This window comes from Nocardioides sp. NPDC087217 (assembly GCF_044744805.1).
In the GTDB taxonomy this organism is placed as follows: Bacteria; Actinomycetota; Actinomycetes; order Propionibacteriales; family Nocardioidaceae; genus Nocardioides.
Genome location: NZ_JBIUZB010000005.1, coordinates 300,311 through 325,083 on the forward strand (window position 1 = coordinate 300,311; position 24,773 = coordinate 325,083).

Annotated in this window: 22 protein-coding genes and 1 pseudogene; 10 read left to right on the plus strand and 13 right to left on the minus strand. The window is 69.9% G+C overall.

Annotation, left to right across the window (positions count from 1 at the left end; all coding sequences use genetic code 11):
- Positions 1-62: 62 nt before the first annotated feature.
- Both ACIO3S_RS22140 and ACIO3S_RS22145 read right to left on the minus strand, forming a co-directional pair.
- The gene (locus tag ACIO3S_RS22140; protein ID WP_400467865.1) at positions 63-1,436 is read right to left on the minus strand and encodes a hypothetical protein; all 1,374 of its coding nucleotides are present in this window, start codon (positions 1,434-1,436) and stop codon (positions 63-65) included.
- 3 nt (positions 1,437-1,439) lie between these two features.
- Positions 1,440-1,904, minus strand: a complete 465-nt coding sequence (locus ACIO3S_RS22145; RefSeq protein WP_400467866.1) for a hypothetical protein — start codon at positions 1,902-1,904, stop codon at positions 1,440-1,442.
- A 103-nt stretch (positions 1,905-2,007) separates the two neighbouring features.
- On the opposite strand from ACIO3S_RS22145, the gene ACIO3S_RS22150 reads away from it, so the two are divergent.
- From ACIO3S_RS22150 to recD, 4 genes are all read left to right on the plus strand, one after another.
- Positions 2,008-2,592, plus strand: a complete 585-nt coding sequence (locus ACIO3S_RS22150) for a hypothetical protein (protein ID WP_400467867.1) — start codon at positions 2,008-2,010, stop codon at positions 2,590-2,592.
- Positions 2,593-2,668: 76 nt separating this feature from the next.
- Positions 2,669-6,064: an exodeoxyribonuclease V subunit gamma gene (gene recC / locus ACIO3S_RS22155; protein ID WP_400467868.1), complete on the plus strand. Its 3,396-nt coding sequence runs from the start codon at positions 2,669-2,671 to the stop codon at positions 6,062-6,064.
- Positions 6,064-9,336 (plus strand): UvrD-helicase domain-containing protein, encoded by a 3,273-nt coding sequence (locus ACIO3S_RS22160; protein WP_400467869.1) that lies wholly within the window; start codon positions 6,064-6,066, stop codon positions 9,334-9,336. The genes recC and ACIO3S_RS22160 overlap by 1 nt, the downstream gene beginning before the upstream one ends.
- Positions 9,333-11,084, plus strand: coding sequence for an exodeoxyribonuclease V subunit alpha (recD, locus tag ACIO3S_RS22165; RefSeq protein ID WP_400467870.1), 1,752 nt, complete (start codon positions 9,333-9,335; stop codon positions 11,082-11,084). Before ACIO3S_RS22160 ends, recD begins: the two co-directional genes overlap by 4 nt.
- A gap of 89 nt (positions 11,085-11,173) precedes the next feature.
- On the opposite strand, the gene ACIO3S_RS22170 is transcribed toward recD, so the two are convergent.
- The 5 genes from ACIO3S_RS22170 to ACIO3S_RS22190 form a co-directional block, all read right to left on the minus strand.
- Entirely contained in the window at positions 11,174-11,614 is a 441-nt protein-coding gene (locus ACIO3S_RS22170) for a DUF5959 family protein (protein WP_400467871.1), read from the minus strand.
- A complete protein-coding gene (locus ACIO3S_RS22175; RefSeq protein ID WP_400467984.1) occupies positions 11,611-12,213 on the minus strand; it encodes an ACT domain-containing protein in 603 nt (200 codons plus the stop codon). Before ACIO3S_RS22175 ends, ACIO3S_RS22170 begins: the two co-directional genes overlap by 4 nt.
- Positions 12,214-12,293: 80 nt before the next feature.
- Entirely contained in the window at positions 12,294-12,743 is a 450-nt protein-coding gene (locus ACIO3S_RS22180; protein WP_160026459.1) for a nitroreductase family deazaflavin-dependent oxidoreductase, read from the minus strand.
- Between the two features lie 46 nt (positions 12,744-12,789).
- Positions 12,790-13,125: a thioredoxin gene (trxA, locus tag ACIO3S_RS22185; RefSeq protein WP_400467872.1), complete on the minus strand. Its 336-nt coding sequence runs from the start codon at positions 13,123-13,125 to the stop codon at positions 12,790-12,792.
- On the minus strand, positions 13,122-13,517 hold the full coding sequence (locus ACIO3S_RS22190) for a MerR family transcriptional regulator (protein WP_400467873.1): 396 nt from the start codon (positions 13,515-13,517) through the stop codon (positions 13,122-13,124). The genes trxA and ACIO3S_RS22190 overlap by 4 nt, the downstream gene beginning before the upstream one ends.
- A 73-nt stretch (positions 13,518-13,590) precedes the next feature.
- Between ACIO3S_RS22190 and ACIO3S_RS22195 the strand changes: the two genes are divergently transcribed.
- The 3 genes from ACIO3S_RS22195 (at position 13,591) to ACIO3S_RS22205 (ending at position 16,580) form a co-directional block, all read left to right on the plus strand.
- The gene (locus ACIO3S_RS22195; protein ID WP_400467874.1) at positions 13,591-14,538 is read left to right on the plus strand and encodes a 1,4-dihydroxy-2-naphthoyl-CoA synthase; all 948 of its coding nucleotides are present in this window, start codon (positions 13,591-13,593) and stop codon (positions 14,536-14,538) included.
- Between the two features lie 96 nt (positions 14,539-14,634).
- Positions 14,635-16,053, plus strand: a complete 1,419-nt coding sequence (locus ACIO3S_RS22200; RefSeq protein WP_400467875.1) for a DUF2252 domain-containing protein — start codon at positions 14,635-14,637, stop codon at positions 16,051-16,053.
- Positions 16,054-16,181: 128 nt separating this feature from the next.
- A complete protein-coding gene (locus tag ACIO3S_RS22205; RefSeq protein ID WP_400467876.1) occupies positions 16,182-16,580 on the plus strand; it encodes a hypothetical protein in 399 nt (132 codons plus the stop codon).
- 49 nt (positions 16,581-16,629) lie between these two features.
- Here ACIO3S_RS22205 and ACIO3S_RS22210 read toward each other — a convergent pair whose 3' ends face one another.
- Entirely contained in the window at positions 16,630-16,923 is a 294-nt protein-coding gene (locus ACIO3S_RS22210) for an amphi-Trp domain-containing protein (RefSeq protein ID WP_400467877.1), read from the minus strand.
- 59 nt (positions 16,924-16,982) lie between these two features.
- Complete coding sequence (locus ACIO3S_RS22215) at positions 16,983-17,708, minus strand: PaaX domain-containing protein, C- domain protein (protein WP_400467878.1); 726 nt, start codon at positions 17,706-17,708, stop codon at positions 16,983-16,985.
- Positions 17,709-17,800: 92 nt separating this feature from the next.
- Here ACIO3S_RS22215 and ACIO3S_RS22220 point away from each other — a divergent pair, with 92 nt between their 5' ends.
- Together ACIO3S_RS22220 and ACIO3S_RS22225 are read left to right on the plus strand one after the other, a co-directional pair.
- The gene (locus ACIO3S_RS22220) at positions 17,801-19,444 is read left to right on the plus strand and encodes an acyl-CoA dehydrogenase family protein (RefSeq protein ID WP_400467879.1); all 1,644 of its coding nucleotides are present in this window, start codon (positions 17,801-17,803) and stop codon (positions 19,442-19,444) included.
- Positions 19,441-20,208 (plus strand): crotonase/enoyl-CoA hydratase family protein, encoded by a 768-nt coding sequence (locus tag ACIO3S_RS22225; RefSeq protein WP_400467880.1) that lies wholly within the window; start codon positions 19,441-19,443, stop codon positions 20,206-20,208. The genes ACIO3S_RS22220 and ACIO3S_RS22225 overlap by 4 nt, the downstream gene beginning before the upstream one ends.
- 17 nt (positions 20,209-20,225) lie before the next feature.
- Here the strand turns inward: ACIO3S_RS22225 and ACIO3S_RS22230 are convergent, their stop codons facing one another.
- Entirely contained in the window at positions 20,226-21,422 is a 1,197-nt protein-coding gene (locus tag ACIO3S_RS22230; RefSeq protein ID WP_400467881.1) for a Fic family protein, read from the minus strand.
- A 70-nt stretch (positions 21,423-21,492) separates the two neighbouring features.
- Positions 21,493-21,957, minus strand: a complete 465-nt coding sequence (locus tag ACIO3S_RS22235) for an Lrp/AsnC family transcriptional regulator (RefSeq protein ID WP_160026468.1) — start codon at positions 21,955-21,957, stop codon at positions 21,493-21,495.
- A 459-nt stretch (positions 21,958-22,416) separates the two neighbouring features.
- Between ACIO3S_RS22235 and ACIO3S_RS22240 the strand changes: the two are divergent.
- Positions 22,417-22,902 (plus strand): annotated as a pseudogene (locus ACIO3S_RS22240) (EamA family transporter); the annotation flags it as partial.
- 42 nt (positions 22,903-22,944) lie between these two features.
- Here the strand turns inward: ACIO3S_RS22240 and ACIO3S_RS22245 are convergent.
- Both ACIO3S_RS22245 and ACIO3S_RS22250 read right to left on the minus strand, forming a co-directional pair.
- Positions 22,945-23,739, minus strand: a complete 795-nt coding sequence (locus ACIO3S_RS22245) for an ABC transporter ATP-binding protein (RefSeq protein WP_400467882.1) — start codon at positions 23,737-23,739, stop codon at positions 22,945-22,947.
- Complete coding sequence (locus tag ACIO3S_RS22250; RefSeq protein ID WP_400467883.1) at positions 23,736-24,770, minus strand: FecCD family ABC transporter permease; 1,035 nt, start codon at positions 24,768-24,770, stop codon at positions 23,736-23,738. The genes ACIO3S_RS22245 and ACIO3S_RS22250 overlap by 4 nt, the downstream gene beginning before the upstream one ends.
- Between the last annotated feature and the right edge of the window lie 3 nt (positions 24,771-24,773).

Consider the following 24,773-nt stretch of genomic DNA (forward strand, 5'->3'; position numbering starts at 1 on the left):
CCGCCGGCCTCCTCCACGGTTGTGGGCCGTGGAAGAGGCCGGCGATTCAGCGAGCGTCGTTCCTACGAGGGCTTGCGGCCGTTCTTGTCGGCGCTGGAGGCGTCGTCCTGTGGTGCGTTCGGAGTCCAGCCCCGGGACGCATTGGGATCCAGGACGTCGCTCGCCGTCTCGGTCCAGTCGTCGGTGTAGTCGGCCTGCCAGTCATGGTCCTGACCGTTCCTCTTGTCGTCCTTCTTGCCGCCGCGGCCGCCGGCACCGCCAGCTCCGCCGCGTCCGGCACGGCTGCCCGCTCCCGTCGCACCGCCGCGTCCACCAGCGCCGCGAGCACCTGCCCCGGCACCCGCGCCGCGTGCGCCGGCCCCAGCACCAGCTCCGCGAGCTCCGGCGCCAGCTCCGCCGCCCGCGCGGGCACCGGCGGCACCGGCCCTGGCCGCTGCCGACCTCGACGTCGCGCTTGCCGTCGCTGCCTTGGCAGACGCTCCGGACGCGAACTTGTTGGCAAGCGCCTTGGCCACACCAGCACCGAGCAGAGCCCCGCCGCCACCGATCGCGAGCGCGGCCATGCCACTCGTCCCGCCCCCAAGAGGGGCCAACCCGTCGGCCGTCTCGACCATGGCGTACGACGTCGACGGCGCCGGCGACCCGTCGGCGTTGACCCATTGGGTGCCGTTCCACTCAGGCGTGTTCTCGGCCTCGTGCGCCGCGATGTTCGCCTTCTCCTGTGCGATCAGCTCGTGGCCCCAGCCGTCGGGGTAGAGCGTGCCTGAGTTATACGTCGCCATCCGGGCTCGGGACGCCGCGATCGCGCTGTACGAACCTGGAGACGAGGGGGCCGCCGGAGCCTTGTCCGAATCGTCTTTCGGCATGTCGGTGATATCCCGCACCGGGGGATCGGCCGTGTAATTGCTTTCGTCGACCTCTTGGATCTGCTGGGCTGCCGCCTGCTCGGCGTCGGCGATCGCCTGCTCTCGGGCCTGCCAGGCAGCTCGGTCCGACTGGAGCGCCTTCTGGTTCTGCACTGCCGTGGCAGTGTCGACGCCAGTTCCGGACTGGGCGTATTGCGGTGCCGAAGGGTCGGGCGCAGGGCCGTGGGAGGTCGGGAGGGATGCCGCAAGCTGCTTGTGAATCTCCTGCGCCCGTTTTGTAGTTGCGCGCGCCTTGCTCAGCGCCTCGACGGCCGCGTCGAGTTGAGCAACCTTCTCTTTCAGGTCGCCCGAAGCTTGCTTGAAAGCTGACTTGGCGGCCGCCGTTGTCAGGGATGTTTCCTCAAAGGCCTCGGAAACTCTCGTTCCTGCCATATCCAGGCTGGAGGCGGCTTCACTCATCGCTCTGCGCGCGCGTCGCCACTCAGCCAAGCGGCTCTCAACGTCCTCGGGGGCAGCATTTGCGACGTACTGCTCCAGCATGATCATCATCGTGCCCTTGACACCAGCCACAGGTCAGTCCTCCTGATCCTGGCCGAACTCGGATCGAGACGCGATCTCTTGCAAGGCCTCGGGGGACAGCGGAAAGAACGGCAGTTGGAAACCCGGCATGTTCGGACGATCGTCCTTCATCAGGTTGTTGAAGAACGGCTCATCGATCATCTCGACCGCCGAGGTCATTTTGTTGCGGAACGCCTGCTCGGCCTCTTCGTCGGCGTCCTTCACAGCGCGCACGGCGGCGTCGAGCCCATCGACGAACATGATCAGTGCATTGGACGTCTCTGACATTGCCGAGTTGATGCGATCGGTGGCTCGGTTCATCAGGCTCTCGAGCGTCGCCGCCGTTGCTCCGCCTCCGAGGGCCTTGGATCCCGGCCTCTCGACGTGGACCGCGTCGATCTCGACCTTCGCGTCGGTGAGCACATCCTTGATCGTGTTGACGAGAGTCTCATTGACCCCGGTTGAGCTTGCACCTGCCATGTTGGCCTCCGAGTCAGTTCGCGCAGTAGGCAAAGTCTAAACACGACGGTCGAAGATGGTCACGCGCAATCATCAGACGGAGGCAGCCACTACGCTCTCGGGCATGACTGCATCTCGGAAGGGCCGTACGGCTCGTCGGCTCGCCGCACTCGCCACGTCTGTTCTCACCGCAGTTGCGCTTTCTGCTTGCGGCGGAGGCAATGATGATCCCTCGGAGCCGCCGAGCTCGTCGACCTCTGCGACGTCGGGTGCACCGACCGAACCAACTGGTGCTCCGCAGGTGGCTAACCAGAATGGGGCGCAACTCAGCGCTCCCGCTAACTGGAACGTGCGTTTCGACGACCCCTACTGGTTGATCGATGCCCCCGGCGAGAACGGGAGTTCGCCGGGAGGTGCAGTGCTTGACGCGGACACGGCGTCTCTTGCTCGCAACACCGACGAGCTCGCAGATGCTCGCATGAGCGCGGCTGGGCCGGGGGCGAAGCGCCTTCCTGACGTCAAGTACGGCGGCTACACCTTCTTCCACATTCGGGAGAAGAACGACACGAACACCTTCGAGAACTACGGCGTGCTCATCGACGGCAGGCAGGTTTCCGTGGAGTGGACCTTCACCAACGCCTTTGCGACGCCCAAGGAGATGGACGAACTGATCAATCACGTGATGCCGACGTTCAAGTTCGATGGCTGACCGAGGTCGGCCGCAGTAGATCCTTGTAGTACAACACCCGCGAGCTGTGTCGGCGGTGCCCGATAGGTTGCGGTTTGTGGTCGTACATCTGCACCGCGCGCCGCGGACCGATCTGCTCGCCGACTCGCTCGGTGGGCTGTTGTCGGTGCCGTTGGAGGACCCGTTCGCGACGGAGGTCGTGGTGGTGCCGGCGCGGGGGGTGGAGCGGTGGTTGTCGCAGCGGCTCTCGCATCGGCTGGGGGCTGCTGAGGGGCGTGCGGACGGGATCTGTGCGGGGGTCGACTTCCGGTCTCCCTGGTCGCTGTTCGCGGAGGTTGCGGGCACGGGGGATGAGGATCCCTGGGCGCCGGAGTCGCTGACCTGGCCGGTGCTGGCGGCGATCGACGCATCCCTGGACGAGCCCTGGGCCAGGCCGCTCGCGCAGCACCTGGGACACGGGGACACGACGGAGGAAGGCGTACGTCGGCGCGGGCGGCGGCTGGCTCTGGCCAGGCGGCTGGCGCGTTTGTTCGCTGGGTACGCGGACCAACGGCCGGCAGTGGTCGCCGACTGGAGCGCAGGGCTGGACACGGACGGGCTCGGGGCGAAGATCGCCGAGGATCTGGCATGGCAGCCGCCGCTGTGGCGGGCCGTCGCCGGGCTCATCGGCGGACCGACGCCGGTGGAGCGGCAGGCGGCGACGGTCGCGCGGCTGAAGGAAGCACCGGACGCGTTCGAGCTGCCGGAGCGGGTCTCGTTGTTCGGGCACACTCGGCTCTCGGCCACCGACATCGAGCTCGTCGCGGCGCTGGGAGAGCACCGGGAGGTGCACCTGTGGCTGCCGCACCCTTCCGACGCTCTGTGGCGAGCGCTCGCCGGGCTGGACGGGAGGGTCGCGCGGACCGCGGACCGGTCGCACGACGCGGTCGGGCATCCGCTGCTGGCCACACTGGGGCGGGATACGCGGGAGCTGCAGCGAGGTCTGGCGGAGCTTGCCGCGGTGGACGACTGTGTTGGTTTCGACGCGCCTTCGCGTAGCGGCTCCGGCGGCTCAACCAGCGGGGGTGGACTGCTGTCGTGGCTGCAAGAGGACATCCGCGGCAACGCGCTGGGGGAGAGCGGCGGGCGGGTGCTGGAGCCCGGGGACCGCTCGATCCAGGTGCATGCCTGCCACGGCGAGGCGCGGCAGGTGGAGGTGCTGCGCGAGGTGCTGCTGGGGCTGCTCGAGGACGATCCGACGCTGGAGCCGCGGGACGTCTTGGTGATGTGCCCCGACATCGAGACCTTCGCGCCGCTGATCGAGGCCGGGTTCGGGCTGGGGGAGATGACCGGCGAGACCGGACACCCCGCTCACCGGCTGCGGGTGAAGCTGGCGGACCGGTCGTTGACGCGTACGAACCCGCTTCTGGACGTGGCCACCAGGCTGCTCGACCTCGCCGGCGGCCGGGCGGGGGTGAGCGACGTACTCGATCTTGCTCATCTCGACCCGGTGCGGCGCCGGTTCGGGCTCAACGACGACGCCCTGGAGCAGCTCGAGGACTGGGCCAAGGACGCCGGGATCAGGTGGGGCTTCGACGCGGAGCACCGCGAGCCCTTCGGGCTGGAGACGTACGTCGCCAACACCTGGCGCTTCGGGATGGACCGGATCCTCACCGGGGTCGCGATGTCCGAGGATTCGGCGACCTGGCTGGATACGACGCTGCCGTTGGATGACGTGGGGAGTGGAAGCGTCGAGCTGGCGGGGAAGTTCGCCGAGCTCGTCGATCGGCTCGAGCAGGTGACCGACGAGCTGGCCGGGGTGCATCCGCTGAAGCACTGGCTGAAGGTGATCGAGGAGGGCGTCGCCGCGCTGACGTCGGTCTCGACCAACGACGAGTGGCAGTCGGGCCAGGTGACCAGGGAGCTGTCCCGGGTGCGGGACGCCGCTGCCGGGCAGGACGTCGACGAGCTGCGCCTGCCGGACGTGCGCGCGCTCCTCGGCGCGCGGTTGGCCGGCCGGGCGACGCGTGCCAACTTCCGCACCGGCACGCTGACCGTGTCCACGCTGGTGCCGATGCGGTCCGTGCCCCATCGTGTGGTCTGCCTGCTCGGCATGGACGACGGGGTGTTCCCGAGGGTGGGGATCACCGACGGCGACGACCTGCTGGCCCGCGACCCGCAGACCGGGGAGCGCGACCTGCGCAGCGAGGACCGGCAGCTGTTCCTCGACGCACTGCTGGCGGCGACCGAGACCCTGGTGGTGACCTACACGGGTGCCAACGAGTACTCGGGCCAGCCGCGACCGCCCGCGGTGCCGCTGGGAGAGCTGCTGGACACGCTGGACGCGACCGCCGTCTCCGCAGACGGCAGGCCGGTCAAGGAGGTCGTGACGACGAGGCACCCGCTGCAGCCGTTCGACCCGCGCAACCTGACGCCCGGCGCGCTGGTGCCCGGACACTCGTTCTCCTTCGACAAGGCCGCCGAGGCCGGCGCCCTCGCCGCGGTGTCCGACCGCGTCGAGCCGGCGGAGTTCCTACCGGGCCCGCTGGCGCCGGCCGCCACCGGAGACCTGACGCTCGAGGAGCTGCTGGCCTTCTACCGGGCGCCGGTGCGTGCCTTCTTCCGGGACCGGCTCGACCTGGCTCTGCCGCGTGATGACGACCCGCTCTCCGACGGTCTGCCGGTCGAGCTCGACGGCCTGGGGCAGTGGTCGGTGGGCGATCGGCTGCTCCACGACCTGCTCGCCGGGATGTCGGAGGAGCAGGCGACCCAGCAGGAGTGGCGCCGCGGCGTACTGCCTCCGAAATGGCTGGGCTGGCGCATCCTCACCGACGTGATCACCAAGGCGAAGCCGATCGCGGCCGAGGCCCTGCGGGTGCGGCAGGCGGGCATCTCCACCGGGCAGGCGCGGGCTGTCGACGTCGAGGTCGACCTCGGTGACGGTCGGCGCCTGACCGGCACCGTCCCACAGGTCTACGGCGACCGGCTCGCTCCGGTGACGTACTCCCGCCTGGGCGCCAGGCAGCGGATCGAGTCGTGGGTGCAGCTGGTCGCGCTGGCCGCCTCCGACGAGGACCGGGCCTGGAGCGCGTGGACGCTGGGTCGGCCGGGCAACTCCCGGTCGCGTACGCCGTTCGGGCTCTCCCAGCTCGGACCGCTCGACCACACCGCGGTCGATGTGCTGCGTGACCTGGTGCGGTTGCGCGACCGAGGGCTGTCCGCGCCGCTGCCGCTGCCGCTGAAGACCTCGCTGGCCTACGCCCGCCAGCGGCGGACTCAGGCCGGGGTGGACGACGCGCTCTACAAGGCCGGCTGGGAGTGGAACGACGGACGGTTCGAGGGCGAGGAGTCCGATGTGGAGCAGGTGAGGGCCTGGGGCAAGGGGTCCGGGATCCCTGGCCTGGGTATCCCGCCGGAGGCCGGCGAGGAGTTCGACGGGGAGACGACCCGCTTCGGCGCGCTCGCGATGCGGGTGTGGTCGCCGTTGCTCACCGCCGAGCAGGGGAGCTGGTGATGGACGGATTCAACCTGACCGGTCCCCTCCCCACCGGCACCACGCTGATCGAGGCCTCGGCCGGCACCGGGAAGACCTTCACCATCGGCGCTCTGGTCACCCGCTACGTCGTCGAGGGCGAGGCGACCCTCGACGAGATCCTGGCGATCACCTTCGGCCGTGCCGCCTCCCAGGAGCTTCGCGACCGGGTGCGCTCCCACCTGGTCGAGGCGGAGCGAGCCTTCGCGGCTGCCGTCGCCGGGCAGCGTCCGACCCCGCTCGACGCCCACCTCGAGCTGCTGCTGGACGTGTCCGACGACGAGATCCGGGTACGCCACGAGCGCGTGCGCGACGCGCTCGCCTCCTTCGACGGGGCCACGATCGCGACGACCCACCAGTTCTGCCAGCTCGTGCTGCGCTCACTGGGGGTGGCCGGCGACACCGACGCCGGCGCCGAGCTGGTCGAGTCGCTGGACGAGCTGGTCGTGGAGGTCGTCGACGACCTCTATCTGAAGTGGTTCGGCGAGGCTCGGGAGCGACCGCCGTTCGACCGCGACGACGCGCTGGGGCTTGCGCGCACCGCGGTCGAGGACCCGCAGTCGGTGCTGGCCCCGGCGCCGGCCGAGGACCCGGTCGCGGGTGCGCGGGTGCGCTTCGCCGAGGCGGTCCGGGACGAGGTCGACCGGCGCAAGCAGATGCGCGGGGTCCTGTCCTACGACGACCTGCTCTCCCGCCTCGCGGTCGCGCTCGAGGACACCTCGGCGCCGGCCCGGGCACGGATGCGACAGCGGTGGCGGATCGTCCTGGTCGACGAGTTCCAGGACACCGACCCGGTGCAGTGGCAGGTGCTCTCCCGGGCCTTCGAGGGCCACGCCACCCTCGTGCTCATCGGTGACCCGAAGCAGGCGATCTACGCCTTCCGCGGCGGCGACGTCTTCACCTACCTGACTGCCGCCCGAGCGGCCGAGACGCAGTCGACGCTCGACACCAACTGGCGCAGCGACGCCCCGCTGGTCGAGCGGCTCCAGGTGGTCCTGCGCGGCGCAGCTCTGGGCTCGCCCGAGATCGTCGTCCATGACGTCAAGGCTCACCACGCGGGGTCGAGGCTGGCCGGTGCCCCGCATCCGGCGCCGTTCCGGATCCGCCGGGTCGGTCGCAGCGGCTTCAAGCTGACCCGCGGCCGGATGATCACCGCCGGTGACGCCCGCACCCACATCGCCCGGGACCTCGCCGGAGACATCGCCGAGCTGCTCGGCTCCGGGGCCACCTGGTGCGATGCCCCGGTCCAGGCAGGCGACGTCGCGGTCATCGTCGCGGTGCGCTCCCACGGGCTGCTCGTCCAGCGCGTGCTGCAGGAGCACGGCATCCCGGCGGTGATGGCCGGCGGTGGTGACGTCTTCCTGACTCCGGCAGGCGAGGACTGGCTCGCGCTGCTGCAGGCGCTCGACTCGCCCCATCGGACGCCGCTGGTGCGGGCGGCCGGGCTGAGCGTGTTCTTCGGCTACACCGCGACCGAGCTCGACGCGGGCGGCGAGGCGCTGACCTCGCGGATCGCCGACACTTTGCGCGGCTGGGCGCTGCTGCTGCGCGGCCGAGGCGTTGCCGCCCTGATCGAGGCGGCGGAGGAGCGCGGGCTCACCGCGCGCGTGCTGCGGCGCACCGACGGGGATCGGCTGCTCACCGACGTACGCCATCTGGGGCAGCTGCTCCACGACATCTCGGTGCGCGACTCGCTCGGACTGCCTGCGCTGCTCGCCTGGTTCCGTGACGAGCGGCGGCGTTCTGCCGCCGCCGAGCGGCCGCGGCGGCTCGACTCGGACGCCGCGGCGGTGCAGATCGTCACGGTGCACGGGTCCAAGGGGCTGCAGTACCCGATCGTCTACCTGCCCTTCGCCTACGACTTCTTCGTCCGCGACCCGGAGGTCGCCCGCTTCCACGACACCTCGGGGCAGCGGACCATCGACGTCGCCCGGACCGGCGCGCAGTGGGCCGAGCACCTGGCCCGACACCAGGCCGAGGAGCTCGGGGAGGAGCTTCGAGATCTGTACGTCGCGCTGACCCGGGCGCAGTCTCAGGTCGTCGCGTGGTGGGCGCCGACGGCCAACACGGCCACCGGCGGACTGCACCGGCTGCTGTTCGGGCGAGGTCCCGGTCAAGCGGTGGTTCCTGACAGCGTCGCCGTGCCGAGCGACGAGGACGCGGCAAGTCTGCTGAGCAACGTCGCGCGCCACGGCGGTCCGGTGGCCGAGGAAGCAGTGCCGGTGACGGCAGCGCCGACGATGCGCGAAGCGCCGCCCGGCGTGCTCGCCGCGCGGCCGTTCACCCGTGAGGTCGACGCCGAGTGGCGGCGTACGTCCTATTCGGGGCTCATCCGCGTCGACGAAGGCGTCGCGGCGACCTCGGAGCCGGAGGTCGAGGGGAAGGACGACGAGCCCATCGCCGAGGACGTCGATCTCATCGAGCCTCCCGCGGAGGAGGAGCACATCTCGCCGATGGCCGAGCTGCCCAAGGGCGCCGGCTTCGGGTCGCTGGTTCACGCGGTCCTGGAGCACACCGACCCGCAGGCCCCCGACCTGGGCGAAGAGCTGCTGACGAGGACCCGGGAGCAGCTCCGCTGGTGGCCGGTGCCGGCCTCGGCCGAGGACCTCGCGACCGCGATCCTGCCGCTCAACCTGACCTCGCTCGGCCCGCTCGCCGACGGGCTGACGCTGGCCGAGATCCCGCTGCGCGACCGGCTGCGCGAGCTCGACTTCGAGATCCCGCTCGGGGGCGGTGACACCCGCGGGCCGGAGGATCCCGACGTGTGCCTCCGTGACCTCGCGCCGCTCCTGCGCGCTCACCTTCCGGCGGACGACCCGATGGTGACGTACGCCGACCGGCTGGAGGCTCCGCCGCTGGGGGACCAGTCGCTGCGGGGCTACCTGACCGGTTCGGTGGACGTGGTGCTGCGGCTGCCGAGCGGACGGTTCGTGGTGGTCGACTACAAGACCAACTTCCTGGGCGTGGAGGCGATGGACTACACCCAGCCGAAGCTCGCCGAGGCGATGCTGCACTCCCACTACCCGCTGCAGGCGCTGCTCTACTCCGCGGTGGTGCACCGCTTCCTGCGCTGGCGACTGCCCGGGTACGACCCCGAGAAGCATCTCGGTGGCGTGCTCTACCTCTACGTGCGCGGGATGCTCGGCCCGGACACGCCCGTCGTCGACGGCATCCCGACCGGCGTCTTCACCTGGCAGCCGCCCGCGTCCCTCGCGGTCGCGCTGTCCGACCTGCTGGACGGAGCAACCGCATGATCGAGCGCTGGGAGTCCGAGGACCCCTTCGACGCACGGCTGGCCAGGTCCGCCACCGGCCTGCTCGCGTCGTTCAACCGCGAGGGTGTGCTGACCGCAGCCGACGTACACGTCGCGACCCGGGCGGCCGCGCTCGCCGGAGAGGAGCGCGACGAGGTGCGACTGGCGGTGGCGCTGGCGGTCCGCGCGGTCCGGCACGGGTCGGTCTGCGTCGACCTGGCCACGCTGCGGGAGACCGAGGAGACGCTGCCCTGGCCGGCTGCCGACGGCTGGCTGGACGCTGTCGCCGACAGCCCGCTGGCGGCACAGTCCCTGGTGCAGGTCGAGGACGGCCTGCTCTACCTGGACCGCTATCACCGCGAAGAGGGACAGGTACGCGATGACCTGCTCGCCCGCCTGGCCTCGCCGCGCCCCGTGGCCGACGAGGCCCTGCTGGAGTCGACCGCGGCCCGGCTCTTCCCGGGCGAGGGCTACGCCGAGCAGCGCGCCGCCGCACTCGCCGCCGCCCGGCAGTCGACGACGGTGCTGACCGGCGGTCCCGGCACCGGCAAGACGACGACCGTGGCCGGGCTGCTGGCGCTGCTCACCGAGCAGTCCTCGACCCCGTTGCGGGTCGCACTGACCGCCCCGACGGGCAAGGCGGCCGCGCGGCTTCAGGAGGCCGTCGAGGGTGCCCAGCGGGCGCCTCAGTTCACCGCCGACGACCGCGGCCGCCTCGCAGGTCTCACCGCATCGACCCTTCACCGCCTGCTCGGCTGGCGCCCCGGCTCGTCGACACGGTTCAAGCACCACCGCACCAACCGACTGCCGCACGACGTGATCGTCGTCGACGAGACGAGCATGGTCTCGCTGACGATGATGGCCCGGCTCCTCGAGGCCGTACGCCCGGAGGCGCGGCTGATCCTCGTCGGCGACCCCGACCAGCTCGCGAGCGTCGAGGCGGGCGCTGTGCTCTCCGACCTCGTCGCCGGGCTCGCCGTGCGCTCGCCCGACGCCGTCGCCGCCCTCCGCATCACCCATCGCTTCGGTGGCGCGATCGGCGCCCTGGCCGAGGCGCTGCGGGTCGGCGACGCCGATGCGGCACTCGACGTGCTGAAGTCGGGCGACCCCGCGGTCGAGCTCGTCGACCCGGCCGACGAGGCCCGGGTGGCGGAGGTCGAGCGCGGCCTGGTCGCTCACGCCGCCGCTCTTCACGAGGCCGCGCTCGCGGGCGACGCGGAGCGCTGCGTACGGATGCTCGACGAGTCGCGCCTCCTCTGCGCCCACCGCGACGGGCCCTGGGGCGTCGCCCACTGGAACCGGCAGATCGAGCGCGGCCTCGCCGAGACCACCGGTGAGCCGCTCGGCATCGGCTGGGGCCACGAGTGGTATCCGGGCCGGCCGGTTCTCGTCACCGCCAACGACTACGGCCTCGGCCTCTTCAACGGCGACACCGGGGTCACCTACACCGAAGCCGGCGGCGACCTCCGCGTCGCGATCGCGGGCGGTGCGACGTACGCACCCTCACGGCTCGGCGACATCGAGACCCTGCACGCGATGACCGTCCACAAGTCTCAGGGCAGCCAGGCCAGGTCCGTCACGGTCCTGCTCCCACCCGACGACTCGCCCCTGCTCACCCGCGAGCTCTTCTACACCGCGGTGACCCGGGCCCAGGAGCGCGTACGCATCATCGGATCGCCCGAGTCGGTCCGGGCGGCCATCACTCACCGGGCCCTGCGCGCCTCGGGACTACGCACTCGCCTCTCCTGACCTGCGGATCCCGACTGATCGGGTGCTGGGGGAATGAACCGACGCACAAACTCGAAGTCTCCAGTCACCTGGTGACTGGAAACTTCGAGTTACAGCGCGGCTTGGTCGACCCGGGCGTAGACAGCGTTGAGCCGCGCGTAGGCATCGTCGAACCATCGGTCATCGATGCCTTCGATCATCATGGAGACACTGACCATTGCGCTCATTCGGTCCGTGACGGTGACGGTGACGGTCTCTTCCCAGTCCCACTCGACGTGCACTTCGATCGCGCGCGCACCCGCCCGCCATGCGACGCGGTCGCCGTTCTCACCGCGGTCGATGTCGAGGTTGTCGAGGCATTCGCGCCAGGCGTCCAGATCAAGGTCGGCAACCAGAGTTCGGAACGACCCCGATGCGCCGCCACTGATCTCGATGGCACCTTCAGCCAGGCGGGGCTGGAAGGCGTCGAGCCGAAGCACGATCTGATTGAGGGAGTCAGGCCCGCCGAACCGGAACAGCTCGACAGCCTCGTCAGAGGCTCGCTCACTCACGAACGCGCGATGGAGGTGGCGAGGGAGGCGAGATGGCCGAGGCGGGCGAGCTCGGAGTCGAGGAAGTCGGGGCCGCCGCGACGGCCGATGATGACGATCTCGTTGCCGTCGATGCGGGCGCCGGCGAACATGTTCTCGTCCTCACCCTCGACCTCGATCCGCTCGGGGCGGTCGAGCTCGATGAAGGGGACGTTCTCGGGCGAGCCGTCGGTGGCTCGGCTGATGCCCTTGACGCGGTGGACGCGGATGGCCCAGTCGGCACGGAACGTCAGGGGCAGCACGTCCACGAGCCGGTCGAGCGCCTCGAGGGCGTTCTCGGTGAGGTCCTCGACGGCCTCGAGGTCGAGGAAGAGGTTGCCGCCGGCGGCGTAGCGGGAGATCCAGACGACGTGCACGCCTTCGAGCTCGTTGCACGCCGACACGATGGAGTCCGGCATCGTTCCCGGTTGGGTCTCGAGGAGCACATCGTCGACGGCTCTGCCGTCGACCTTGTTCTTCTCGACGATCTCGATCGCCTCGATGTCGCCACCGGCTTCACCGATGGCGGAGGCGAGGCGACCGAGGGAACCCGGGACATCGGGCAGCTCGACGCGTAGCAGGAACGGCATGGCCATAGACCCTAGCGTCGCGAACCGACAGCCGTGGCACTGTCCCGGTTACACACCCGTCAATTGGCGAGCTAAACGCCTGCCGGCTCCAGCAGGAAGAGCGGGAAGATCCGGGACGTGTTGGGCTGGTACTCGCCGTACGTCGGCCAGGTCTTCACGGCGTAGTCCCACCACTCGTCGCGCTCGGCGCCGGAGAGCTCGCGGGCGACGTACGCCTTCTTGGTGCCGCCGTCCTGGAGCACCATGTCGGGGTACTTGCGGAAGTTGGCCACCCAGGCGGGGTTCTTGTCGCTGCCGCCCATCGAGGCGACCGCGAGGTAGCGGCCGTCGCGCTCGACGCGCATCAGCGGGGTTTTGCGGATCGCGCCGGTCTTCGCGCCGCGGTTGGTGATCAGGATGATCGGCTTGCCGTCGCGCTCGAGGACGTTGGCCTCGGCGCCGTTGGAGGCCTCGAACGCGGCCACCTGCTCGCGCACCCAGTCGGCCGTGCTCGGGACGTATTCACCTTGCAGTTCGGTCATGCCCACTACAACACGCCACGGCGGCGCCTATTCCGAGAGGGCCGGATCAAGCGAGCGCCTTGTCGATCTCGCGGTCGAGATGCGACTTCGGCCGCGCCCCGACCAGCTGGAGCACGAGCTCCCCGCCCCGGAAGAGGAGCATCGTCGGCACCGCCATGACCCGATAGTCGGCGGAGGTGGCCGGATTCTCGTCTTGGTTGAGCTTGACCACCCGCAGGCTCCCGGCCCTCTCCTCGGCGATCTGCTCGAGGATCGGTGCGAGCTGGCGGCACGGCGGGCACCACTCGGCCCAGATCTCCACCAGCACCGGCGTCTCGGACATCAGTACGTCCTCGGCGAACCGGCCATCGGTGATGTCCTCGATCACGGCGGTCTGACTCATCGCTTCTCTCCTTCAGGGTTCGGTCGATCTGGGTTCGGTCGATAGGACTCGGCTTCGTGCAGCAGCCCGGCGAGCTCGCCGCGCAGGGCGGTCAGCTCGGTCACCCGCCGGTCGATCTCGGCGATGCGCTGCCGATAGGCCTCGAGCGAGGTCGGGCACAGGTCGGCACGGTCGTTGCCGGCGCGCAGACAGTCGACGAACGGCAGCGTCTCCTCGGCCGTGAGGCCGAGCGACAGCAAGGCGCGGATCTCCCGCACCACCTGCACGTCCACCTCGGCATAGTCCCGATATCCGTTGCCTGCTCGTCGTGGTGTGAGCAGCCCTCGTGACTCGTAGTAGCGCACGGCTTTCACCGTCACGCCGGCCTGATCCGCGAGCTCCTTGATCTGCACGCGTACGACCGTAGACCTTGACCCTGGGGGCAAGGTCAAGCCTGTGATCAGCGGGCCGGATAACCTCAGGGCCATGAGCGCCATCGAGGGAGTCTCCGACACGTTCGACCCGACCCGTTGGGACGCGGTGAAGGGCTTCGAGGATCTGACCGACCTGACCTATCACCGGGCCAAGGAGCACGGCACCGTACGCATCGCCTTCGACCGCCCCGACGTACTCAACGCCTTCCGCCCGCACACCGTCGACGAGCTCCTCCGCGTGCTGGAGCACGCCCGGACCTCCGCCGACGTCGGCTGCGTCCTGCTCACCGGCAACGGCCCCTCGGCCAAGAACGGCAAGCACTCGTTCTGCACCGGCGGCGACCAGCGCATCCGCGGCAAGGCCGGCTACCAGTACGAGGAGACCGAGGCGTACGCCGCCGGCCGGACCGGCGCGGAGGAGCCGACCCCGATCGACAAGGCCAAGCTCGCCCGGCTGCACATCCTGGAGTGCCAGCGACTGATCCGCTTCATGCCCAAGGTCGTCATCTGTGTCGTCCCCGGCTGGACCGCCGGCGGCGGCCACTCCCTCCACGTGGTGTGCGACCTGACGCTCGCGAGCGCCGAGCACGGGCGCTTCAAGCAGACCGACGCCGACGTCGGCAGCTTCGACGGCGGCTACGGTTCTGCCTACCTCGCCCGCCAGGTCGGCCAGAAGTTCGCCCGCGAGATCTTCTTCCTCGCCGAGGAGTACTCGGCCGAGGACGGCGTACGCATGGGCACCGTCAACCGCGCCGTCCCGCACGCCGAGCTCGAGGACGTCGCGCTCGAGTGGGGCCGCAAGATCAACGGGAAGTCGCCCACGGCCCAGCGGATGCTGAAGTACGCCTTCAACCTCCTCGACGACGGTCTCGTCGGCCAGCAGATGTTCGCCGGCGAGACCACCCGCCTGGCGTACATGACCGACGAGGCCCAGGAGGGCCGCGACCAGTTCCTGGAGAAGCGCGAGCCCGACTGGTCGCCCTACCCCTGGTACTACTGATCTGCGCAACCACGCGGCGTTACCCGCCTGCCGACCTCCGACGCGTCACACAGGCTGCGTGATGCCAAAGGCGGGCGGCTGAGGTCACATGGACCGATGAGCTCGATCGAGACCCAGGCACGTCGGCCCCAACACCTCACCCTGGCGGAGCGGGCGTCGTTGGGCCGAGGGGTGCGAGCGAAGGTCCCGCGTTCGGTGCACGGCGAGTGGCATCCGGCGCCTGGCCGGGCCGACCCTGTCCGTCTCCTCGAGGAGCAGGGAAGCAGTCGGTTGCAGGAGCTCGTGCCGCTCCGCTACGGCCGGATGCTGGCGGACCCGTTCACGTTCTACCGTGGTTCCGCCTACCTGATGGCGGCAGATCTGGCGAGTGCGCCGCGCACGGACCTGACGGTCCAGCTGTGCGGCGACGCGCACCTGTCGAACTTCGGGTCGTTCGCAGCACCGGACCGGCGCCTGGTCTTCGACCTCAACGACTTCGACGAGACCTTGCCCGGCCCTTTCGAGTGGGACGTCAAGCGCATGGTGGCCAGCTTCGCGGTCGCGGGGCGTGACCGCGAGTTCGACGATGCCGAGCGCAGGACCATCAACCTGACGGCGGCATCGTCCTACCGGCAGGCGATGCAGGATCTGGCGCGGATGCGCAAGCTCGACGTGTGGTACGCCCGCTTGGATGTCGACGAGCTGGAGGCCCTGCTGAGCTCGCAGTTCACGGCCAAGCAGCTCAAGCGCTTCCGCAAGAACATGGCCAAGGCCCGGTCGACGAACAGCTTGAAGGCCTTCTCCAAGCTCGTGGAGATCGTGGATGGACGTCCGCGCCTGATCCACGATCCTCCGATGATCGCCAGGATCCAGGAGCTGATGCCCGACAAGGAGTTTCACGAGGTCGAAGACACGCTCCATGCCATCCTGCACATCTACCGCCGGACCCTGCCGGGGGACCACCGGCACCTGCTCGAGGGGTTTCGCTTCACCGACGCCGCACGCAAGGTCGTCGGGGTGGGCAGCGTGGGCACCCGCTCCTGGATCGTGCTGCTGGTCGGCAACGACGACCAGGATCCGCTGTTCCTCCAGGCCAAGGAGGCCCAGGCATCCGTCTTGGAGCCCTTCCTCGGCAAGAGCGCGTACACCAGCCACGGTCAGCGGGTCGTCGAGGGGCAGCGACTGATGCAGTCCGCGAGCGACGTGATGCTCGGCTGGGTGACGGCGAGCGGCTTCGACGGCGTCGAGCGAGACTTCTTCGTCCGGCAGCTGTGGGACGGCAAGGGTTCGGCGATCGTGGAGGCGATGAATCCCACTGCCATGACCGGGTACGCCCGGATGTGCGGGTGGACGCTGGCGAGGGCCCACGCACGCTCCGGCGACCCGGTCGCCATCGCGAGCTACCTCGGCTCTGGTGACCGGTTCGATCGGGCCATCTCGACGTTCGCCGAGGCCTACGCCGACCAGAACGAGCGGGACTACGCAGCACTGCGTCGTGCGGTCGATGACGGGAGGGTCGTCGCCCAGAGTGGCTGAAGGTCGGTGGGTGATGTTCACGTCTTCTGGGTGACGACCGTGGACCCTTCCGCGCGAATGATGGTCCTCACGTCGTTCGGGGGCCGCGCCAGATCCCCTTCAGCGGGCAACCCATCGAAGGAGTCTCCATGAAGCTCATCCCCGTCGCTGTCATGACACTGGCGTTGGCCACACCGCTGACCGGCTGCGGTGAGGACCAACCTGCTGTGTGCAGCTCCGTCGACGACCTCGAGGCGTCGGTCGACGAGGTGCGGGACATCGACGTGTCCTCCTCAGGCGCGTTGGGCGACCTGGAGAGCGGACTCGAGGCTGTCGGGTCGGATCTGTCCGACGTCAAGGCAGACGCGAAGGCCGAGTTCTCCAGCCAGATCGACACCGTCCAGGCCAGCTACGACGCGCTGTCGGCGAGCGTCGACGCGGCCAAGGCGAGTGCTTCCGCCGCCACGCTGAGCGCCGCCGCGACCGCGCTTTCCGCGTTCGGGAGCGACGTACGGACTCTCATCACGGACGTCCAGGAAACCTGCTGAGCACCCAGGTCTCGCCGATCGAGCGCGCCGTTTCAGCTGGGTGAGCCTGTCACCACTTCAGCTCGACCTCGAGCTCGCGCTCGTCGTCCCCGATCTCGACCTCCAGCTTGAAGTCGACCTCGTCGGGTACGCGCACCTTGAAGCGCAGCCCTTCTCTTTCGAACTCGATCTCGTTGTTGCGGGCGAGCGCGTCGGCCAGGGCATGCAGGCGAGCCGCGGCGTCCTCACGACGCAGCTTCGCTCGTTCCGTGACTTCCATCAGGTCCATCTCGATCTCCTTGATGTGGCGTTGAGGCCGCTGATCTCGGCCGAGCGCGATTCGTGCCAGCTCGACAGATGGCACGATCGCAACCTATCCAATCGACGTGGAGACCGGCGTCATGCGGAACGCGTGAATCCCGCTCAACGCGGCAGTGCGGCGAGCTCGCTCAGCTCGCGCTGGTAGGCGCGGTAGGTCTCGCGCAGGTCCGCCGCCGGCCAGTTCGCCGGGCGGAGCTCGACGGGGAGGAGCGGGTCGTCGCTGAGGTGGCGCACGATCGCGGCGGCCGTGGCGAGACGGAGCGCCGGCTGGGGCGTGGATGACAGGAGCTCGAGCAGACGCTCGCCTTCGCGTGCCCAGGCGCCGAGATCCCACAACGAGGCGGCGAGCTCTACCGGATCCTGCTCCGGTGTCGCCGTGAAGGCCTGGAGGACCGGATCCGAGAAACGCGGACGCCGAAGGTTGGCCGGCCGGGTCCAGACCCCTTCGCGAAGCTCGGCGAGCCGGTGCGCCTTGAGCGCATCGCGCAGCACGGCGCGCTCGGGGCCGGGGCGGCCGGCGGTGACGACGATGGCCATCTCCCAGGAGCCGTCCCACGGCCTGTCCGCCGTGTGCACCGCTTCGTCCTGATGAGCCTGCCGCTGGACGAGCCGCTCGCCGAGCCGGTAGCCGGCCTCCGTCCTGCGCAGGTCGCCGTCGCTGACGGCGCGGGTGGCAGCGACCCGCACGGTCGCCGGTGCGATGCCGAAGAACTGGCCGGCGCGGGCGAGGTCGGCGGGGGTCAGCGGGTTCGGGTGGGCGCCGAGCATCAGGCTCAGGATGGTGGAGCGGGCCGAGAGCGGAGCCAGTTCATCGCGCACGGAAGCCACGCGGACATCCTCTCATGCAACATATCTCGACACGACTGTGTCTGAATATGTAACATCGTGATGGATCACCCTCCACCAGCAAGGGGTAACGCATGACCAGCACGCACGAGGCCCACTCCACCCATGTGGTCACCAACCAGGTCCCGCCGTTGGTGGGCCACAACACGGCCGGTGACCCGGTCCTGCGGGAGGGTCTCGAGCGCGAGAGCGCTGCGTGGGCGCTGCCGGAGATCGACGAGCTGGGCCGCCTCGCCGGCACTGCCGAGGCGCAGGACTGGGGCCGGCTCGCCGAGCGGGTGCCCCCGCGTCTGCACACCCATGATCGCTACGGTCACCGCGTCGACGAGGTCGAGTACGTCCCGGCGTACCACCAGCTGATGCAGACCGCGGTCGAGCACGGTCTGCACGCCGCGCCCTGGGCAGACGACCGGCCCGGCGCCCATGTTGCGAGGGCCGCCAAGTTCTACGCCTGGAACGTCGACGCCGGTCACGGCTGTCCGATCTCGATGACCTACGCGGTGGTCCCGGCGCTGCGGGCCAACCCGGACCTGGCGACGAGGTTCGAGCCGCTGCTGACCAATCGGGAGTACGACTTCGGGCTGCGCGACCCGGAGACCAAGCGCGGTCTGATCGCCGGGATGTCGATGACCGAGAAGCAGGGCGGCTCCGACGTACGCGCCAACACGACGACCGCGACGCCGCAGACCGACGGCACCTATGTCCTGCGCGGCCACAAGTGGTTCACCAGCGCCCCGATGAGCGACCTGTTCCTCACCCTCGCCCAGACGCCCGCCGGCGTCTCCTGCTTCCTCGTCCCGCGCGTACTGCCCGGTGGCGAGCGCAACGCGATGCGTTTCATGCGGCTCAAGGACAAGCTCGGCAACAGGTCGAACGCCTCCTCCGAGATCGAGTACGACGCCGCGACCGGCTGGCTCGTCGGCGAGGAGGGTCGCGGGGTCCGCACCATCGTCGAGATGGTCAACATGACCCGCCTCGACTGCGTGATCGGCTCCTCGGCCGGCATGCGCACCGCGCTCACGATGGCTGCCCACCACGCCCGTCACCGGAGCGCCTTCGGCAAGCCGCTGATCGAGCAGCCGGCGATGCGCAACGTACTCGCGGACCTGCAGGTCGAGTCCGAGGCCGCGACGACGGCGATGCTGAGGCTGGCAGGTGCCAACGACCGGGCGATCCGCGGGGACGAGGGCGAGGCCGCGCTGCGCCGGATCGCGCTGGCGGTCACGAAGTACTACGTCTGCAAACGGGCGCCGTTCATGGTCAACGAGGCCCTGGAGTGCCTGGGCGGCAACGGCTACATCGAGGACTTCGACGTCGCGCGCATCTACCGCGAGATGCCGCTCCTCTCGATCTGGGAGGGATCGGGCAACGTGGCAGCGCTCGACGCCCTGCGAGCGCTGGCGAAGGAGCCGCACACCCTGGACGCGTTCGTGGCGGAGGCGGAGCTCGCCTCCGGGGCCGACGCCCGATACGACGCCGCGCTGGACCGGTTGAAGAAGGAGTTCACCTCCTTCGACGACCTCGAGTTCCGCGCCCGGCGGATCGTCGAGCAGATGGCCCTGGTCTTCCAGGGTTCGCAGCTCGTCCGGCACGCACCGGCTCCGGTCGCCGACGCGTTCTGCTCCTCGCGCCTCGGCCGCGACTGGGGCGGCGCGTTCGGCACGCTGTCGCCCCGCGGCGACCTGGATGCGATCCTCGAGCGGGCGCTCCCGGCATGACGGTCGAGGTCGCCAAGGACGGTCCGGTCACCACGGTCGTGATCAACCGTCCGGAGGTACGCAACGCCGTCGACCGCGCGACGGCGGAGGCCCTGGTGGCAGCGTTCGAGGAGTTCGACGCCGATCCCGATGCTGCCGTCGCGGTGCTGCACGGCGCTGGCGGCAACTTCTGCGCCGGCGCCGACCTGAAGGCGGTCGCCGCTGGTGACCCCAACCGGTTCGAGCCCGACGGGGACGGCCCGATGGGCCCCACGCGGATGCGGCTGGGCAAGCCCGTCATCGCCGCTGTCGCCGGCCACGCCGTCGCCGGAGGCCTGGAGCTGGCGATCTGGGCCGACCTGCGGGTTGTGGAGGAGGACGCGGTCTTCGGCGTCTTCTGCCGGCGCTGGGGCGTACCGCTGATCGACGGCGGAACGGTCCGGCTGCCGCGGCTGATCGGCGCGAGCAACGCCATGGACCTGATCCTCACCGGCCGTCCTGTCGGGGCGGAGGAGGCCCTGCGGATGGGATTGGCCAACCGTGTCGTCCCACCCGGCCATGCCCTCGCGGCCGCGCAGGATCTGGCCCGCCATCTCGCCGCCTTCCCGCAGACCTGCATGCGCCACGACCGGCTCTCCGTGCTGGAGCAGGAAGGGCTCAGCGAGCAGGACGCCCTGGCCGTGGAGTACGCCCATGGTGTCGTCTCGGTGACCGCGGACACCGTCGCGGGCGCGACCCGGTTCGCCGGTGGAGCCGGGCGTCACGGCTCCTTCGAGGCCGACTGAACTCGCTCATCGGCCAGCTACGGCAGTGCGCGGCGGATCTCGGCCGTGAGGGTCGGGTACGGATCTTCGAGAGGCTTGCGCTCGGCACGCAGCTGCGCCTGGACCTCGCGTAGAGGATGGCCGGCGACGTAGTGACGGCCACGCCGCTCGCCGCGAGCCTCCAACAGTCCCAAGTTGGCGGCGTTGACGAGATCTCGGGTCGCAGTGCGCTCGTCGAGTTCGGTGAGCTTCACGTAGGACGGACGAGTCACCCGAAGTCCGATCAATGCGTCGAAGAGGGCGGCGCCGACCCGTTCGCTCAATCGGTGGTTCGCGATGAGCTCGTCGATCCGTTGCCACTGGATCTCGGCCTCGTTGAATCGCCTCCGCATGGTCTGAGCCTGCATGTGGTGCGCGCGCAGGTTGAACTTCACCCACAGTGTCGCGTCGTTTCCGGGATTCCATGCGCCATGACCGGTCGCAGCGAGGACGTCGTAGTAGTCCTGGGTGTTGTGGCCGAGCCATTCCTCGATACTCGAGAAGGTCGGCTCCACAACTTGGTCCTGAGCCAGCACCATCGTCTGCAAGGCGCGCGCCATGCGCCCGTTCCCGTCGCGGAACGGGTGGATCATGACGAGGTTCAGGTGAGCCATCGCCCCTCGTACGAGAGGATCATCCGGTTGCGGTGTCGACAATGACTCCGACAAGGCCCGCATGAGGTGGGGCACCGACTCACTGTCAGGACCCTCGTACACGTTGATGCCCCTGCTGTCGTCGCGGACGAACACCTCCTTGGTGCGGTATCGGCCCGGCGCCTTGGAGAGATCGTGGTCGAGGAGCATGAAATGCATCGACCGCAGAACCGAGTCGTCAATGACGAAGCCCGGTTCGGTCGCCACGTTGAGCACGTACGTGAGTACGCGGCGATACGCGAGGATCTCCAGCCAGGTCTCCTCGTCTGCGCTGAGTGGAGGCTCGTCGTCGACCGCGGCGACGGCATCTTCCTGGCTGACGGTGTAACCCTCGATGGTGTTTGAACCCTGGATCGCGCGCGCCGTCGAGGTGCGTCGCAGCAGTCCGTTCCAGCGCTTGGGCGCGCGTAAGAAGTCCGCGAGGGAGGCGCGGACGTGGTGGATCTCTTCGATGACCTGCTGGTCCTCGAGATCGGGGTCTGGCGTGCCGAAGAGTGAAGTCATGTCCGTATGTCCTTTATTAAGTGCCAGAATACGGCTCACCGTGTCGCTTTGTCACTTAATAAGAGACAACGGCCTGTTATGGGTCTGCGGAACGCACGGCCCTGGCCTGTCAGCCGAGGGGGAGGGGGGAGCTCTCCTTGGTGTTGCCGAACGCGAAGGTCGTCTCGATCGAGGCGAGCGCCGGCATGGTCCGGAGGTTGTCGCGCAGGAACCTCTCGTAGGTCTCGAAGGACGGCGTGACGACCTTCAGCAGGTAGTCGTGGTCGCCGGCCAGGACGTACGCCTCGGTGACCTCGGGGATGGCGCGGAGGTGCTCCTCGACGGTCTCGACCGCGTCGGTCGTGTGGGTGGCCATCTTGATGCGTACGAACGCGGTGATGTTCATGCCGACGGTGTGCGGGTCGACGACGGCGCGGTAGCCGCTGATCACGCCGGCATCCTCCAGGGCTCGTACGCGGCGCAGGCACGGCGAGGGGGAGAGGCCGACGCGGTCGGCGAGCTCCTGGTTGGTCAGGCGGCCGTTCTGCTGCAGCTCCCAGAGGATGTGCTTGTCGGTCTCGTCGATCGTACGCATGTTGGCAGATTCTGCCACCGAGACGGGCGAACGTGGCAGATCAGGCAATCATGTGCGCCTCGGTTTTTCCTATCGTGGCGCGCTATGGGGATGCAACCGGGTGGTGGGAATCGGGCGCTGGCGGGATGGTCGGCGCTGGGGATGACGGTGGTGCTGTGGTCGTCGTTCGCGCTGAGCACGCGTGGCATCGGTGGGTCGAGCCTGACCGTCGCCGATGCGGCGTTCCTCCGGTTCGCGACGCCGGTGGTCCTGCTGGCTCCGCTGCTGCCGAGCACGTTCAGGGCCGTACGCCGCGAGCGGCCGTACGTCCTCGCGCTGCTGCTCGTCGGCGGGCTGCCGCACTTCCTCGTGTTCGCGTTCGGCGCCCAGCTGACCAGTGCCGCGCTCACCGGGATGCTGGTCCCGGGCACGGTGCCGCTCTTCGTCACGCTGCTCGCGCTGGCGCGTGGCCGGGCCTCGATGTCGCCGCGGCGGGTGGTCGCGCTGGGACTCATCACGGCAGGTGTGGCGGTGAGTGGCTCCCTGGTCGGCGGAGGCGCCTCGCTGGGCGGGGTCGGGCTGCTGCTCGTCGGCGGGTTCGCCTGGGCGGTGTTCACGACCGGCCTGCAGCGTACGAGCCTGACGCTCCTGCAGATGGTGCTGACCGTGTGCACCGTCTCGAGCCTGACGGCGCTCGTCCTGACGTCGTTCGGCGCGATGCCGTCGCACCTGCTCGCGGGCACCGCTGAGCTCGACGACGTGCTGCTCCTCACCGTTCTCCAGGGCATCGGGACCGGTCTGATGTCGACGCTCTGCTACGCCTTCTCCGTCAAGGCGCTCGGCAGCGGACGGGCGTCGGTCGGTGGCGCGGTGAGCCCGGTGCTGACCGCCGTCGTCGCCGTGCCGATCTTCGGGGAGCGCATCGGTGTCGGCCTCGCCGTCGCACTGGCCCTCATCGTGGCCGGCGTCGCCACCTTCAACCGGGTCTCCTCCGGCCAGGCCGGCGGTTCAGTCGCCCGCCGGAACCACCATCGGCGTACCAGCGACCGGGTCGGGTACGACGACGCACGGCAGCCCGAACGCCTTGTCGACGACCTCCGCGGTGACCACCTCGGCCGGTGGCCCCTCGGCGAGGATCCGGCCGTCGGCCATGACCACGAGGTGATCGCTGTAGCGGCAGGCCAGGTTGAGGTCGTGCAGCACCGTGACGATCGTGCGCCCGGTCTCTCGGTTGAGCGTACGCAGCAGCCGGAGCAGGTCGACCTGATGACTGATGTCGAGGTAGGTCGTCGGCTCGTCGAGCAGCAATAGCTCGGTCTGCTGGGCGAGCGCCATCGCGATCCAAACCCGCTGACGCTGGCCCCCGGAGAGAGCGCGCAGCGGGCGGTCGACGAGCTCGCCGGTGTCCGTCGCCGCGAGGGCCTCGGCGACCGCCTCCTCGTCCCGCGCGCTCCAGTGACGGAACCAGCCCTGGTGCGGATGGCGGCCGCGCGAGACCAGATCGCCGACGGTGATCCCGTCCGGGGCGACCGGGCTCTGCGGGAGCAGGCCGAGGATCCGGGCGACCTCGCGGGAGCCGCGGTCGAGGATCGGGGTCCCGTCGAGCAGCACCTCGCCGGCGGACGGACGCAGCAGCCGGGCGAGGCCCCGCATCAGCGTCGACTTGCCGCAGGCGTTGGCGCCGACGATCGCCGTCACCCGCCCGTCGAGGACGTCGAGGTCGAGCCGGTCGACGACCACCCGGTCGTCGTAGCCAAGCGTCAGCTCGCGCGCCGCGAGCCGCGGCCTGATGGTGTCGGTCATCCGCCCATCCCTCTCCGGTTGGTGGTGGCGATGAGCCACAGCAGGTACGGCGCGCCGACGGCGCCGGTGACGACACCGGTCGGGACCTCGACCGGCAGCAGGTTCATCGCGACGTAGTCAGCGACCAGGCAGACGATCGCCCCGACCGCACCGGCGGCGACGATGCCGCCGCGGGCGCTGCCGAGCAGCCGGTCGGCGATCGGCCCGGCCACGAGGGCGACGAACGCGATCGGGCCGGCGACCGCGGTGGCCAAGGAGGTCAGCAGGACGCCGGTCGCGATCAGGGCGAGCCGGGTCGCCTCGATGCGTACTCCCAGACCGCGGGCGGTGTCGTCGCCCAGCTCGACGGCGCGGAGCAGCCGCTGGAGCAGCGGCACCAGCGGAACGAGCACGACGATGGCGATCAGCAGCGCGTTGTTCTCCGCGTCGCCGGCCTGCCCGATCGATCCGGTCAGCCAGTGCAGCGCGGCCCGGGCCTCGGTGAGCGAGGTGCGGGTGAGGAGATAGCCGGTGACACCGGTGCAGAACGCCGCGGTGCCGATCCCGATCAGCACGAAGCGATAGCCGGTGATGCCGTCGCGCCAGGCCAGGACGTACATCACGGCGGCCGTGACCAGGCCGCCGCCGAAGGCCAGCAGCGGGATGCTCACCCCGCCGAGGGCGGGCACCGCGATGCCCGCGACGGCCGCGACGCTCGCGCCCGCGGAGATGCCGACGAAGTCGGGCGAGGCCAGCGGGTTGCGCAGCAGCTGCTGGAAGATCGTGCCAGCGGCGCCGAGCGCCAGCCCGACGCACACGGCCGCCTTGACCTGTGGCCCGGTCAGGTCGCGCACGATGAAGTCGACCGCGGCGTGGTCGCGCAGGTGCAGCAGCGAGGCCAGCACCTGGTCGAGGCTGAGCTGGACCGAGCCGAAGCAGAGCGTGAGCAGGGCCAGGACGGCGGCGACGACGAGCAGGACGACAGGCACGACGCCCGCGCGGACCCGACGGCTGCGCCGCGTACGCCGCAGGGCCGTGACGGTCTGGGGCATGAC